The organism is Halomonas sp. N3-2A, assembly GCF_002216165.1.
Classification (GTDB): Bacteria; Pseudomonadota; Gammaproteobacteria; order Pseudomonadales; family Halomonadaceae; genus Vreelandella.
Genome location: NZ_CP022286.1, coordinates 582,971 through 597,733, shown reverse-complemented (window position 1 = coordinate 597,733; position 14,763 = coordinate 582,971). Strand labels below are relative to the sequence as shown.

The 14,763-nt window shown below is 56.1% G+C and carries 10 protein-coding genes and 2 pseudogenes; 11 read left to right on the top strand and 1 reads right to left on the bottom strand.

What is annotated here, in order from left to right:
* Positions 1-44 precede the first annotated feature (44 nt).
* The 6 genes from lptB (at position 45) to CEK60_RS02590 (ending at position 4,478) form a co-directional block, all read left to right on the top strand.
* Positions 45-770 (top strand): LPS export ABC transporter ATP-binding protein, encoded by a 726-nt coding sequence (gene lptB / locus CEK60_RS02615; protein WP_089040829.1) that lies wholly within the window; start codon positions 45-47, stop codon positions 768-770.
* 105 nt (positions 771-875) lie between these two features.
* The gene (locus CEK60_RS02610) at positions 876-2,291 is read left to right on the top strand and encodes an RNA polymerase factor sigma-54 (protein ID WP_089037698.1); all 1,416 of its coding nucleotides are present in this window, start codon (positions 876-878) and stop codon (positions 2,289-2,291) included.
* 98 nt (positions 2,292-2,389) lie between these two features.
* Entirely contained in the window at positions 2,390-2,698 is a 309-nt protein-coding gene (gene hpf, locus CEK60_RS02605; RefSeq protein WP_009721972.1) for a ribosome hibernation-promoting factor, HPF/YfiA family, read from the top strand.
* Between the two features lie 4 nt (positions 2,699-2,702).
* Positions 2,703-3,173: a PTS IIA-like nitrogen regulatory protein PtsN gene (gene ptsN / locus CEK60_RS02600; RefSeq protein ID WP_089037697.1), complete on the top strand. Its 471-nt coding sequence runs from the start codon at positions 2,703-2,705 to the stop codon at positions 3,171-3,173.
* Between the two features lie 75 nt (positions 3,174-3,248).
* The gene (gene rapZ, locus CEK60_RS02595) at positions 3,249-4,163 is read left to right on the top strand and encodes an RNase adapter RapZ (protein WP_089037696.1); all 915 of its coding nucleotides are present in this window, start codon (positions 3,249-3,251) and stop codon (positions 4,161-4,163) included.
* Between the two features lie 45 nt (positions 4,164-4,208).
* Entirely contained in the window at positions 4,209-4,478 is a 270-nt protein-coding gene (locus CEK60_RS02590) for an HPr family phosphocarrier protein (protein ID WP_089037695.1), read from the top strand.
* Between the two features lie 52 nt (positions 4,479-4,530).
* Here the strand turns inward: CEK60_RS02590 and pmbA are convergent, their stop codons facing one another.
* Positions 4,531-5,871 (bottom strand): metalloprotease PmbA, encoded by a 1,341-nt coding sequence (gene pmbA / locus CEK60_RS02585; RefSeq protein WP_089037694.1) that lies wholly within the window; start codon positions 5,869-5,871, stop codon positions 4,531-4,533.
* A 96-nt stretch (positions 5,872-5,967) separates the two neighbouring features.
* Here pmbA and yjgA point away from each other — a divergent pair, with 96 nt between their 5' ends.
* The 5 genes and pseudogenes from yjgA to aceF all read left to right on the top strand — a co-directional run bounded on the left by yjgA (position 5,968) and on the right by aceF (position 14,681).
* Positions 5,968-6,489 carry a ribosome biogenesis factor YjgA gene (yjgA, locus tag CEK60_RS02580; protein ID WP_089037693.1) on the top strand — a complete coding sequence of 174 codons (522 nt, stop codon included), beginning with the start codon at positions 5,968-5,970 and terminating at the stop codon, positions 6,487-6,489.
* A gap of 73 nt (positions 6,490-6,562) precedes the next feature.
* Positions 6,563-7,181 (top strand): annotated as a pseudogene (locus CEK60_RS02575) (hypothetical protein).
* A 74-nt stretch (positions 7,182-7,255) separates the two neighbouring features.
* Positions 7,256-11,728: pseudogene (locus CEK60_RS02570) on the top strand (two-partner secretion domain-containing protein); the annotation flags it as partial.
* Positions 11,723-12,922: a transketolase-like TK C-terminal-containing protein gene (locus CEK60_RS22605; RefSeq protein WP_446718660.1), complete on the top strand. Its 1,200-nt coding sequence runs from the start codon at positions 11,723-11,725 to the stop codon at positions 12,920-12,922. The pseudogene CEK60_RS02570 and the gene CEK60_RS22605, both read left to right, overlap by 6 nt.
* Before the next feature lie 58 nt (positions 12,923-12,980).
* Positions 12,981-14,681 (top strand): dihydrolipoyllysine-residue acetyltransferase, encoded by a 1,701-nt coding sequence (gene aceF, locus CEK60_RS02565; RefSeq protein ID WP_089037691.1) that lies wholly within the window; start codon positions 12,981-12,983, stop codon positions 14,679-14,681.
* The last annotated feature ends 82 nt before the right edge of the window (positions 14,682-14,763 follow it).

Below are 14,763 nucleotides of genomic sequence, written 5' to 3'. Positions count from 1 at the left end.
ACGCAGAGCCTGCACCTCAAACCACAGCCTCAGAATCAGCGCCGATAAAAACCCTTTATGCTCGCCACCTAGCCAAAAGCTATAAACGCCGCCGTGTCGTTAAAGATATTAACCTAGAGATATCTCAAGGCAGCGTGGTAGGGCTGCTAGGCCCCAATGGCGCTGGCAAAACGACATCGTTTTATATGATTGTCGGCTTGGTAAAGTCTGATGCGGGAAAGGTTGGCATTGACGAGCTTGATTTAACCCATGCCCCCATGCACGAACGTGCAATGGCAGGTATTGGCTACTTGCCTCAGGAAGCCTCTATTTTTCGCAAACTTTCTGTCGCCGACAACATCATGGCAATCTTGGAAACTCGTAAAGAACTCGATCGTAACGCCCGGGAGCAGCGCCTTGAGTCGCTACTGGAAGATTTCCACATCACGCACATTCGTGACAACTTCGGCATGAGTCTTTCGGGCGGAGAGCGTAGACGTGTTGAGATCGCACGCTCCCTCGCGACAGAGCCGGCCTTTATTCTGCTTGATGAGCCATTTGCCGGCGTTGACCCGATCTCAGTGGGTGATATTAAAACGATCATTCGAGCCCTCAAAAAACGCCATATCGGCGTGCTGATCACTGATCATAACGTCAGGGAAACACTAGATATTTGCGATATTGCCTACATTGTAGGTGACGGTCATATCATCGCCAGTGGCCCCCCTCAGGAAATTCTCAACAACCAGCGGGTAAGAGACGTTTATTTGGGGGCTGATTTCCGCCTGTAAACAGCCACCTGCAGAAAAAATAGTAGTGGTGGCATAGTTATTGCACTTGCACCAAGCCATAACTCGCACTAGGGTGGAGCTTTCTGATTAACGAGTGGTTCTCAGATGGTCATGAAAGCTTCTCTTCAATTGCGTATCGGTACACAGCTGACCATGACACCTCAGCTGCAGCAGGCCATCGCCCTGTTACAGCTATCAACGCTGGACCTCCGTCAAGAAATTCAGCAAGCACTTGATGCCAATCCAATGCTTGAGCAGGAAGATGAGTTCGGCGAACAGGCCGTTAGTGAACCCCAGGAAGCTGAATGGTCCGAAAGCATTCCTAATGAACTCTCTACTGACAGTGACTGGTCAGACACTTATCAAGACCTAGGCAGCCATGGCACCAGCAGCGAGGGGCCTGACTTTGAGCGTCAAGCCGCGGGTCAAAGTTTGCATGGCCACTTACTTTGGCAACTCGCCATGACAGATTTTTCACCACGCGACCATGCCATTGCTGAAAGCCTCATCGATGCACTGGATGCCAACGGCTACCTAACCCAGCCTCTCAATGACATTCGCGAAGGACTTAAAGCCCAAGGGCATGAAGGCCTTAGCCAGCGTGAAGTTGAAACAACCTTGCTGCGCCTTCAACAGTTTGAGCCCACCGGTGTATTTGCGCGCGACCTGCGGGAGTGCTTAATGCTGCAGCTCGCCTCACTACCCGAAGATACACCGCTGCTGATGCCTGCCAAGCGGCTAGTGCGTCAATTTCTTGAAGCGCTCGGTAAGGATGATGTGCGTTTGCTAAAGCGGCGGTTAAGCCTGGATGATGAGCAGCTTGATGACGTCATTCGCTTGATCCGCAGCCTTGATCCTCGCCCAGGAAGTGCCTTTGGCGACACAGATGACAGCTATGTAACGCCAGATTTAGTCGTCCGCCATGACCACGAAGGATGGCACCTGGAGCTAAACCCAGAGGCACTGCCGCGCTTGCGCATTCAACCTGACTACGCAAGCCTCATCAAACGGGCTGACAAGAGCCAAGATAACCAGTTTTTAAAAGAGCATCTCCAGGAAGCGCGCTGGCTCATCAAGAGCCTTTCAAGTCGAAATGATACGCTACTGCGGGTGGGCCGAGAAATCATAGCGCGCCAAATAGGCTTTCTGGAACACGGTGAAGAAGCCATGAAACCGCTGATTTTAGCCGACATCGCAGACGCCGTTGAAATGCATGAATCTACTATTTCCAGGGTCACCACCCAGAAATATATCCATACCCCGCGCGGTGTGTTCGAACTCAAATACTTCTTTTCCAGCCAAGTAAGTGGCCAGGACGGCGGCGACAGTCATTCCAGCACCGCCATCCGGGCTCGAATCAAAAAACTGGTGCAAGATGAACCGCCCGGCAAACCGCTCTCAGACAGCCGCCTCGTGGCGCTATTGGAAGAGGGTGGCATTAATGTAGCAAGGCGAACGGTGGCCAAATATCGCGAGTCGATGGGCATTCCCTCTTCAAGCGAGCGCCGCCGTTTACGCTAATAAAACAGTGCTAACGAGACAAAGTCTGTCTAGGGGCTTTGCAATAGCGCAAAAAGGGTTACAATCGAAGAACAGTCCGATGGATAAGGAGCACGTCAATGCAAGTAAATATCACTGGTCATCACGTAGATCTGACTGACGCCTTGCGTGACTATGTAAATGAGAAGCTGGAACGCGTTGAGCGCCATTATGACAACATCACCACCGTACAAGTAACCTTATCTGTTGAAAAGGAGCGTCAGCAAGCTGCCTGCACCCTGCATGCTGCAGGAGCCGATCTACACGCAGAAGCATTAGACAATGATATGTATGCTGCGATTGATGCACTAGCGGACAAAATTGACCGTCAACTCGTTAAACACAAGGAAAAAGCACAAGCTCGCGCCCAAGGCGCTGGCGTGCGTTAACTCAATGACGTTGGAAACCATACTTCCCCCGGAGCGCGTGCTGTATGACGTCCCCGGGGGCAGCAAAAAAAGGGTGCTGGAATTTTTCAGCACCTTTATTGCGCAAAACACGCCAAGCCTAGATAGCCAAGAAGTCTTCAGCCGCCTGATTGGTCGTGAGCGTTTGGGTAGCACTGGAATAGGCAACGGCGTTGCCATTCCTCACGCCCGTAGCCCTCACTGCAGCTCGCCTATCGCTGGTTTTTTAAAGTTAGCCGAGCCTGTAGATTTCGATGCTATTGATGGCGATCCCGTCGACCTTGTTTTCGTACTTTTAGTACCCGAAGAGGCGGACGACACGCACTTAGCCTTATTAGGGCAAGTGGCGTCTATCATGAACAGCGTTGACACACGTCAGCAGCTTCGTAGAGCGGCTAGCCAACGTGAGCTATTGGACCTTATAACAGCAAAAATTCGTGAACAGCCTGTTAGCTAAAGGGTCCACCGCTAGACACTGCCTACTAAGTCCAACGTTTACCTCCATTTTTATTGGCATGCCAAGAGAAACTCTATGCAATTGGTGATCATTAGCGGCCGTTCAGGGTCCGGTAAATCTATCGCCTTACAAGCGTTAGAAGATCTTGGCTATTGTGCCATCGATAACCTGCCCGCCATGCTACTCAGCTCCCTGGTGGATGAGCTTCGTGAGCAAGGGGCACGCCCCCAACTAGCGGTAAGTATCGATGCGCGCAATTTACCTGCTGCATTAAAGCAACTGCCAAAAATGCTTGAATCTTTGCGCCAGAAAAGCATTCACTTCCAGGTTATCTATCTAACCACCGATGCGCGAATTCTTCTTGAGCGATACTCAGCCACGCGTCGTCGCCACCCTCTTACGCGTGATAGTGACATGACGCTTGAAGAGGCCATCAATAAAGAAGAAGAAACCCTGCTCGACATCCGTGATCTGGCTGACCTGATGATCGACACATCGCGTCTGTCGGTTCATGACCTGCGCCGCCGGATAACGGATCAGGTTGCCCAACAGCGTGAAGATAGATTAACGCTGACACTAGAGTCATTTGGCTATAAACGGGGCGTCCCACTTGACGCAGATCTCGTCTTTGACGTGCGCTGCCTACCAAATCCGTACTGGGATCCTACACTGCGCCAATACACTGGCCGTGATGCCAATATCATCCACTTTCTGAAGGGATATCCTGTCGTAGAAGAAATGCGCAATGATATCCAGACATGGCTGGAAAAGTGGCTACCCGCTTACCAAAATAGCCAACGCAGTTATATGACGATTGCGATTGGCTGTACCGGCGGGCAGCACCGCTCTGTCTTCATGGTGGAACAACTGGCGCAAATGCTGGTAAAACAAGCGGGAGAGGTTCAACTCCGTCATCGTGAGCTAGGCCTGCAGTACACCCTCAGTGAGCAGCAGCCCTCCACATCCGCGCCTTCAACAGACGCGCAATAAGCAACGCCTTTTCTTCACGACCCCACTCGGCTAAAAGGAACCAGAGTGCCAGAAAGAACCTTAACACTCACTAATCAGCGCGGCCTTCATGCTCGCGCAGCGACAAAACTCGTCAAGTGTGGCCAACAATTTTCTGCCAACATTCACGTTTACAAACAACAACAAATGGCAGACGCGGCCAACATTATGTCGTTATTGATGCTGGCCGCCCCTTGTGGCACTGAACTTAGAGTTCATGCGGAAGGCGACGACGCCGAACAAGCGCTAGAGGCGATTGAAGCGCTGTTCGACGCACGTTTTGACGAAGAGCACTAACATCAGCAAAACAGCGTCAGCCAACGTGCTAACTGAGCTGTTAGCTCAGTTGTTAGTTACCAGCGACGGTCATTGCATCAATTAGCCAGCTACCCGTGTGAATACTGCCACGGGTATCGATGTCATCACCGACGGCGACCAAGCCAGCAAACATGCTATTCAAATTACTGGCAATAGTGAATTCTTCGATAGGGTGCTGTATTTCGCCATTTTCTACCCAGAAGCCTGCCGCGCCTCGCGAATAGTCGCCAGTCACGCCGTTAACCCCCTGCCCCATTAGCTCAGTCACCCAAATGCCACGCCCCATCTGCTTCAGCAAATCATCTCGGGGCGTCAGCGGCGCTAACAAACGTAAATTGCGTGCCCCACCTGCATTACCTGTCGATTGCATGCCTAAACGCCGCGCACTGTAAGCAGACAGCATATAGCTGGCCACACTACCCTGATCAATAAAGCGATTGTTGCGAGTCTGAACGCCTTCAGCATCAAACGGCGAGCTAGCCGTCGCCCCCACCTCCATAGGCCGTTCTTCCAAACCAAACCAGCTCGGGAATAGCGGGCTACCTAAACGATCACATAAGAAAGAGGATTCGCGATAAAGCGCCCCACCTGCCAACGCCCCCATCAAGTGACCTACCAAGCCGCTGGAAAGTGATGGGTCGAACAGCACTGGGAAGGTGCCTGTTGGCGGCCGTTGAGCGCCTAACCGACGTAGCGTGCGTAATGCCGCTTCGCGGCCAACCTCCGCAGGATCTCGAAGCATGGCAGGATTACGAGCCGAGGTATAATCGTAATCGCGCTGCATGCCCTTCTCATCCTGTGCAATCAGCATACAGGAAAGTGAATGGCTGCTGCCTTTCTGGGTGCCGAGGAAACCGTGGCTGTTCGCGTAAACTCGCACTCCCTCACCACTGGATAGCGAAGCGCCTTCCGACTGATGAATTCCCGCTACATCACGCCCCGCTTGCTCACATGCCAGCGCCAAATCGATTGCTTCATCGGTCGTCAACGCCCAGGGATAATGCACTTTAAGGTCAGGTAGGTCAGTTGCCATTAGCGACGCATCTGCTAACCCTGCGGCAGGATCCTCACCCGTATAACGGGCAATTGCCAGGGCTTTCTCTACCGTGGCTTTAATTGACGCGCTGCTGGCATCGGTAGACGAGGCGCTGCCCTTGCGCTGCCCAACATATAGCGTAATGGCAATCCCTTGATCACGTGAAAGCTCAACAGTTTCAACTTCACCAAGACGCACGCTTATCCCAAGACCTTGATCTACACTAGCGCCTACCTCAGCAGCATCTGCGCCTAATTTTTTTGCCAGCGCAAGCGCCTCTTCAGCACGCTGGGTTAACAGTACCTGCTGGGCCGCTGCATCAAATGCTTGTGCCATTTTGGCCTCCTTTTCGCCTGAATCGCATTGGCGGATCAATGTTGTGGTCGCAGCCTGATATAATGCTGCAAACGAAACTAATTAGTGAGTTCTAGTATGCCTAAGCAACGCCCCGAGCCCTTCGATATTGATGAACAAGAAGAGCGCCCCAGTAAATCTCAGCTCAAGCGGGAAATGCATGCCCTTCAGGCGCTTGGCGAAACGCTTATCGCGATGAAACCTGCCGAGCGCGCAAAATTTCCGCTCTCTGACGACATGTTACGCGCCATAGAAGAAACCTCGCGCATCCGCTCCCATGAAGGCCGCCGTCGCCATATGCAATATGTGGGCAAGCTTATCCGCAAAGAGGACCTTACTGCCATACAGGGTGTCTTCGACGCTATCGAGCAGGAAAAAGAGCAGCGCGATCATGCCTTTCACCGGCTAGAAAAATGGCGCGATCGGTTGGTCGAAGAAGGTGACAGCGCTGTCGATCTATTTATGGCGGAATACCCTAACGCTGATCGCCAGGCAATACGACAACTGGTACGCAATGCGCGTAAAGAGCGTGAGCAAAGTAAACCACCGACCAGCTCGCGCAAGCTGTTCAAGCACTTACGCGATACGCTGGCACTCTAACCCCTGCATGTCTCAATGACTGGTTCATAATAAACGTTTTAAGTTATTCATTAACACTGTTTTAGGACTTACCATGCCCTGCCAAAGCACACCCCGTTATCCTAAGCACTTAACTGGCGAAGGCCCGCATAACCCCCTCCCAGGTATCAAAGTATTAGAACGCCGCATTGGCAAGGCCCCCCCCCATCGGCTGGGCTCTAATGAAGGCCTGGATATGCCCGACCGCGCACTGCGCGAACACTTTGGCGATGCCCTGGCCGAACACGTTTACTGCTACGGCGATGCCGAAGCGCTGGGTATGCGCCAACACTTGAGTGCTCAGCAAGGTATTGCGCTGGAAACTCTGTTAGTAGATGCCGGTGCTGACGGCTTGATTGCCCTGGCTCTGCGCACTACCTACGAACAGGGAGAAACCGTCGCCAGCACCGCAGACACCTACTCCACCTTAGGATATTTTGCCAAAGGCCAGGGGTGCCGACGTACTCCCCAACGCCACCAACTTCATCGGCATTCGCCTACCCAGCGCTGACATTGCCGCGACGGTGCATCAGCAACTGTTGGCGGAACGCGCTTTGGTGGCACGGCTGGCGTACCCAGAACTTGCCAACGTGATACGCATTACCGCCGTGGCGGATGCTTTGGTGCCTGGGCGCTTGGCAATTCTTGAACAGGCAATCGCCACACCGACTTAATTCAGGTTTTAACCTCAATATACCTAATTACAGGGATAGCGATAGACGGGAGTACCTGCTTAAATTCTGCCTACATGGGTGCGGAGTTTATAAGTACCTCTCATCACCGTTATCCCTGTTCTTCATACACAGCGATGATGAACCACGGGAGTCACCAGGAAGCCGTGTTTATGAATCGTTGTTACCGTATCGCCTGGAACCATCGCAAGGGTGTTTGGCAAGCCATTTCGGAGGTAGGAACATCTATCAAAGCACGGGGTAGCACTTGCCGTTTGGCCATTGGCGCAATACCGGCAGCGGCAACCCTGGGGCTTTCGTTCATCGCTTCCAATGCGTACGCCGAGCTACCCAGTGGCGGTACAGTGGTGGCCGGTGATGCGGCCTTTAGCCCGCATGGCAACACGCTTACCATTGACCAAACCAGCCAGCATACGGCGATCAACTGGGAGCGTTTTTCCATTGGTGAGCACAACCGCGTTCACTTTAACCAGCCCAATGCGGATGCCGCCGTCCTAAACCGGGTAACCGGTAGCGAAGTATCCACTGTCCGCGGTGCGCTAGAGGCTAATGGCCGGGTCTTTTTGGTCAACCCCAACGGCATACACTTCTCTTCAACGGCACGCGTGGATGTGGGGGCACTGGTCGCCTCCACGCTGGACATCTCCACCGAAGACTTCATGGCTGGCAACTACACCTTCGAAGGTAGCAGCGGCAACGCGGTCATCAACGCCGGGAATATCACCAGCGCTGCCGGGGGCCATGTGGCGATGATCGCCGCCGAGATCATCAACACGGGCAGCATCGCAACGCCCCAGGGCAGCACCCTGATGGGCGCGGGTAGCCGTGTCACCCTCGACCTGGGCGGCCCGGTCAAGATTGAAGTGGAAGAAGCGCGCCTGGCCACCCACATAGAACAGGGCGGTGCGATTCACGCCGACGGCGGCCTGGTTTACCTCACTGCCAAAGCGGCCAACGACCTCACCGCCAGCGTGATCAACCACACCGGCATTACCCAGGCCCGCACCCTGGCCACCGGCGAGAATGGTCAAATTATGCTGATGGGCGATATGACCAGTGGCCGTGTCGAAGTAGCAGGCACCCTGGATGCCTCGGCACCGAATGGCGGCAACGGCGGCTTTATCGAAACCTCGGCGGCCAGGGTTAGCTTCACCGATGAGGTACAAGTGACGACCCACGCCGCCCACGGCGACACCGGCGAATGGCTGATCGACCCCACCGACTTCTACATCAATACCGGTAGTGACTCGAAAACCGACAGTGGCATTGGCGCGGACACCCTCAGTGCCAATCTGGCCAACACTGACGTTACCCTGCAAACCGTGGCCACCGGCAGCGATAACGGGGACATCTATGTAGACGCCGCCGTTAGCTGGAATACCGCCACCACCCTCACCCTGAAGGCCCACAACGACATTAACATCAACCAGTCCATTACCGCGCAAAACGGTACATTGGTATTGGATGCCGCTAAAGATATCACCAGCACCGGTGCTATCGACGTTGATGTCTTTGACCTGGCCAGCGGCCACTGGCAACAAAACAGCGCCAACCTGCCCACCTTCACCGCCAACGACTTCCGCCTTAAGGAAGCCACCGCCAGTTTCCTACGCGTGCAAGGGGGCAGCGGCAACGGTGCCGACCCTTATCAGCTCACTGACATCTACGGCTTACAGGGCATGGCATCCCTCACCCTGCTAAGCGATGACTTCGTACTGACGGGCAACATCGACGCCAGTGGCACCGTTGGCTGGAACGCTGGGGCAGGCTTCTTCCCCATTGGCTATTCCGGCCCCCCCTTCAGCGGCCCCCCCTTCACCGGCAGCCTCGATGGCCAGAGCCTGGTGATTAACGGCCTGACCATCAACCGGCCCGGGGAACATAGCGTTGGCCTCTTCGGCGCCACCAGAGCACCCGCCAGCCTGACCGGTATCGGTTTGGTCGCGGCGGATATCACGGGGGGGCACTACACCGGCAGTCTGGTGGGATTCAACCAAAGCTCTATCAGCCAGAGCTATGCCACTGGCAACGTCACTGGCACCTCCTTTATCGGCGGCTTGGTAGGAGTCAACAATAGCTCTATCAGCCAGAGCTATGCCACTGGTAACGTCACTGGCGATAACTATTATGTCGGCGGCCTGGTGGGAGTCAACAATAGCTCTATCAGCCAGAGCTATGCCACTGGCGACGTCACTGGCTTCACCTATGTCGGCGGCTTGGTGGGAGTCAACAATAGCTCTAATAGCTCTAATAGCCAAAGCTATGCCACCGGCGACGTCACTGGCGCTTACTATGTCGGCGGCTTGGTGGGACTCAACCATAGCTCTATCAGCCAGAGCTATGCCACTGGCGATGTGAGCGGCACTAACATTATCGGCGGTCTGGTGGGAGTTCATAGGGGCACCATTAACAACAGCTTCTGGAACAGCGACGCGGCGGGAGGCAGCGCCGGTATAGGAGACGGTAATAGTGGCACGGTGACCAACACCAGCGGCAAAACTCACGCCGAGCTTCAAGAGCTGGCAACCTTTGCCAGTTGGGGCGCGGACATCGACGCCGAAGGCGGCACCGGTAGCGTCTGGCGCCTTTACGAAGGCCATACCACCCCGCTGCTGCGCACCTTTCTTACGCCGCTGGACGTGCGGCCAGAGTATGATGGCAGTGGTACGCACCAGAGTAATATTGCCGCCGTGAACACGGAAGCCTGGAATACCGCAGACACCCACCATGTGTTTGGTACCGGCACCTTGAGTACGGGCAGCACCTTGACCCTCACCGGCAGTGACAATACCGGGGAATACCTGGCGACCTCCGATGCCTTCAGCGATGTCTACTCCGACCAGCAAGGCTACGACCTGATCACCACCCGCGTGATCAACGACAGCAATGTGACCACCACCGGCGACATCGCCCTGACCCACGGTGTCAGCTGGGACAACGGCACCCTGCGCATCGACACCAGCGGCACGATTACCGCAGACGACATCAATGGTGGTGCCGACAGCGTGTTTGACCTGGCCAGTGGCCATTGGGTGCAGAACAGCACCAATCTGCCCACCTTCACCGCCAACGACTTCCGCCTTAAGGAAGCCACCGCCAGTTTCCTACGCGTGCAGGGGGGCAGCGGCAACGGTGCCGACCCTTATCAGCTCACTGACATCTACGGCTTACAGGGCATGGCATCCCTCACCCTGCTGGGACAGCACTCTGCACTCACCAACGACATCGACGCCAGTGGCACCGCCCACTGGAACAACGTAGGCACAGCAAGCGAAGGCTTCAACCCCATTGGCGATTTCAGTAACCAATTCACCGGCAGCCTCGATGGCCAGGGCCTGGTGATTAACGGCCTGACCATCAACCGGCCCAGGGAACATAACGTTGGCCTCTTCGGCATCACCAGTGCACCCGCCAGCCTGACTGGTATCGGTTTGGTCGCGGCGGATATCACGGGGAGGGACATCACCGGTAGCCTAGTAGGAGATAACCGTGGCTCTATCAGCCAAAGCTATGCCACTGGCAACGTAACTGGCGTCACCTATATCGGCGGCCTAGTGGGAGTCAACAGAAGTGGCTCTATCAGCCAAAGCTATGCCACTGGCGACGTGAGCGGTAATGCAGCTGTAGGCGGCCTAGTGGGAATCAACGACAATGGCTCTATCAGCCAAAGTTATGCCACTGGCGACGTCACTGGCGTCAACTATGTCGGCGGCTTGGTGGGAATGAACGATGACTCTATCAGCCAGAGCTATGCCACTGGCAACGTCACTGGCACTTACTATGTCGGCGGCTTGGTGGGAGTCAACGATGACTCTATCAGCCAGAGCTATGCCACCGGCGACGTTACTGGCACTGCCAGTGTCGGCGGTTTGGTGGGAGAGAACTGGAGCACCATTATCAACAGCTTCTGGAACAGCGACGCGGCTGGTGCGGGTGCGGGGATCGGCAAAACTCACGCCGAACTGCAAGAGCTGGCAACCTTTGCCAGTTGGGGCGCGGATATCGACGCTGAAGGCGGCACCGGTAGCGTCTGGCGCCTTTACGAAGGCCATACCACCCCGCTGCTGCGCACCTTTCTGACCACGCTTGATGTGAACGCAGATGACGCCACGGTGACCTACAATGGCGCCACCCAGACCGGCCCCGGCACCTGGTACGCAGACGCTCCCCACGATGCCAGCTTGATACTCGGCACGGGTATCGTCTCCGGCAGCGGTACCGATGCAGGGGGTTATGCAGTGGCGCTGGAAGGGCTGTACTCCTCCCAACAAGGTTACGACCTAATTCTGAATGATGGCACCCTGACCATCGACAAGGCTAGCGCCACCGTTACCGCCAATAGCGACACGACCACCTACAGCGGCGGCCTGCAAAACGTCAGCGGCTTTACCGCCACCGGCCTGGTCGGCGGTGAAGACGCCAGCGTGCTGGCAGACGTAACCACCACCGGCGGCAGCGGCACCGACGCCGGTACCTACACGCACACCGCCAGCGGCACCGATGGCAACTACGACCTGACCTTTGTGGACGGCACCCTGACCATCGACAAGGCTAGCGCCACCGTTACCGCCAATAGCGACACGACCACCTACAACGGCGGCAGCCAGAACGTCAGCGGCTTTACCGCCACCGGCCTGGTGGGTGGTGAAAACGCCAGCGTGCTGGCAGACGTAACCACCACCGGCGGCAGCGGCACCGACGCCGGTACCTACACGCACACCGCCAGCGGCACCGATGGCAACTACGACCTGACCTTTGTGGACGGTGCTTTAACCATCGACAAGGCAACGGCCACCGTTACCGCCAATAGCGACAACAGCAACAACAACGTCACCCTGCTGCCGTTCTACGTCTACTACTCGATGTTCGGCTTCCAGCGCATTGGTGACTTGGCCTGGGCGGCGGGTGACCTGCAAGCCCGCGGCTTTATGGTCGGCGGCACCGCCGGGCGTACCACGCTCAACGGTGAAGGCCTGCAGCACCAGGATGGTCACAGCTTGATTCAAGCTTCCACCATCCCCAACTGCCGCAGCTACGACCCGACCTACGCCCACGAAGTGGCGGTCATCCTCCAGGATGGTCTGAAGCGCATGTTCTCCGACAAAGAGAACTGCTTCTACTACCTGACGGTGATGAACGAAAACTACGAGCACCCCGCGCTTGAGAACGTGCCCACCGACGATATCGTCAAAGGCATGTACCTGCTCAACGAAACTCAGGGCGACAAAGGCCGCGTGCAACTGATGGGCTCCGGCACCATCCTGCGCGAAGTCGAAGCCGCCGCGGAGCTGTTGGCCAACGACTGGGGCATTGGCGCGGATATCTGGAGCGTGACCAGCTTTAACGAGCTGCGCCGCGAAGCGCTGCTGCTGGAGCGTGAAGGCTTCCTGAACCCGGATGCCGAGGCCAACAAGCCCCACGTGACGAAGTGCCTGGAAGGCCGTGACGGCCCAGTGATTGCCTCCACCGACTACATGAAGCTCTACGCCGACCAGGTGCGTGCCTGGGTGCCGAGCGAGTACACCGTGCTGGGCACGGACGGCTTTGGCCGTTCCGACACCCGCGAGAAGCTGCGCTACTTCTTTGAAGTAGACCGCTACTTCGTCACCGTGGCGGCGCTACGCGCGCTGGCAGACCGTGGTGAGCTTGATCGCAAGCACGTCGGCGAGGCGCTGAAGAAGTATGGCATTGATGCCAGCAAGCCAAACCCGCTGACCAGCTAAACCGCTGCCCGGCGGGCAGAAGCCCGCCGGCTCGATCCGATTTGGAAGGAGCGCGACCTTGAGTAGCGAAATCATCAAAGTTCCCGATATCGGTGGTGACACCGATGTCGAAATCATCGAGATTGCGGTGTCAGAAGGCGACGTCATTGAAGCGGAAGACACCCTAATCACCCTGGAATCCGACAAAGCCAGCATGGACGTCCCGGCCCCGAAAGGCGGCAAGGTGCTCAAAGTGCTGGTTAAAGAAGGCGATAGCGTCTCCGAAGGCGACGACATCGTTGAGCTGGAGGTTGAAGGCGGCACAGACGGTGGCGAAGAGACGTCAGCCCCCGCGTCTGACAGCCTGCCCAACGACGCGCCAGCGACAGAAGACAAACCGACGCAGGAAGCAGCCCCCGCACCGGCAGCGAAAAAAGCCAGTGGCGGCAAGCAGACCGTTGACATCAAGGTGCCTGACCTGGGCGGTTCCGACAGCGTTGAAATCATCGAAGTCGCGGTCAGCGCCGGTGATGAGGTCAACGCCGAAGACACCCTAATCACCCTGGAGTCGGATAAAGCCTCCATGGACGTGCCCAGCCCGCACGGCGGTAAGATCGTTGCGCTCACGGTGAAAGAAGGCGATAGCGTCTCGGAAGGCGACGTGATCGGCCAGATGGAAATCGCTGGCGAAGGCGGTGATGCATCGGCTGAAGAAGATGCATCGCAGGCGCAAGCCGCTGCTGAAGAGCCGGTCGTTGAAAAACCTGTCGCTGAAGCACCAGTAAAACAAGCGCCTTCTCCTGAAGGCACCCCAAGTCCGGAAGCACAAATCGCTGCTTACCAACCGCGGGATAGTAAGCTAGTACACGCAGGTCCCGCAGTACGCATGCTGGCACGTGAGCTCGGCGTCGACCTCGGTCTTGTTAAGCCTAGTGGCCCGAAAGACCGGGTGCTGAAAGAGGATGTGCAGGCTTACGTGAAGCAGGCCATTGCCAACCAAGGTAAAGCGCAAGCAGCGGCTGCCCCTGCGGCGAGTGGTGGTGCTGGCATTCCCGCGATACCGGAAGTCGACTTCAGTCAGTTTGGCGACGTAGAAGAGAAGCCGATGGGTCGCCTGCTCAAGATGGGCGCGACCAATCTGCACCGCAGCTGGCTTAACGTGCCTCACGTGACGCAGTTCGACGAGGCCGACATTACCGAGCTTGAAAGCTTCCGTAAGGCCATGAAAGCCGAGGCCGAAGCCCAAGGCGCCAAGCTGACACCGTTGCCGTTTATGGTCAAAGCCTGTGCCTTTGCCCTGCGTAAATTCCCCCAGTTCAACGTCAGCCTGAAAGGCGACGGCGAAACGCTGGTATGGAAAAACTACGTGCATATCGGGATTGCCGTGGATACGCCTGATGGCCTGATGGTGCCGGTCGTGCGCAACGCCGATAAGAAATCCTTGATCGAGATTGCCAAGGAGATGGCGGAGCTAGGCAAGAAAGCGCAAACCAAGAAGCTTAAGCGTGATGAGATGACCGGTGGTTGCTTCACTATTTCGAGCCTTGGCTCGATTGGTGGAACCGCGTTCACACCGATCGTTAATGCGCCGGAAGTGGCGATTCTGGGAGTATCGAAAGCGCAGATGAAACCGGTATGGGATGGCAGTGCCTTCCAACCGCGCTTAATGATGCCGCTCTCGCTCTCCTATGATCACCGGGCGATTAACGGTGCGGATGCCGCCCGCTTTACGGCCTTCCTGGCCGATGTGCTGACGGATATTCGCCGATTACTGCTGTAATCGTCTCGCAGTAAGCCACAAGCGGCGCCCAATGGGCGCCGCTTTTTTGAGACATCAGTTTGGAGCATTGAAACCTATTGTT

What these genes read in the sequence shown, in the direction of transcription:
- CEK60_RS02610 (WP_089037698.1), top strand. Translation starts at nt 876, where the DNA reads ATGGTCATGAAAGCTTCTCTTCAATTGCGTATCGGTACACAGCTGACC.
- hpf (WP_009721972.1), top strand. Translation starts at nt 2,390, where the DNA reads ATGCAAGTAAATATCACTGGTCATCACGTAGATCTGACTGACGCCTTG.
- ptsN (WP_089037697.1), top strand. Translation starts at nt 2,703, where the DNA reads ATGACGTTGGAAACCATACTTCCCCCGGAGCGCGTGCTGTATGACGTC.
- rapZ (WP_089037696.1), top strand. Translation starts at nt 3,249, where the DNA reads ATGCAATTGGTGATCATTAGCGGCCGTTCAGGGTCCGGTAAATCTATC.
- pmbA (WP_089037694.1), bottom strand. Translation starts at nt 5,871, where the DNA reads ATGGCACAAGCATTTGATGCAGCGGCCCAGCAGGTACTGTTAACCCAG.
- yjgA (WP_089037693.1), top strand. Translation starts at nt 5,968, where the DNA reads ATGCCTAAGCAACGCCCCGAGCCCTTCGATATTGATGAACAAGAAGAG.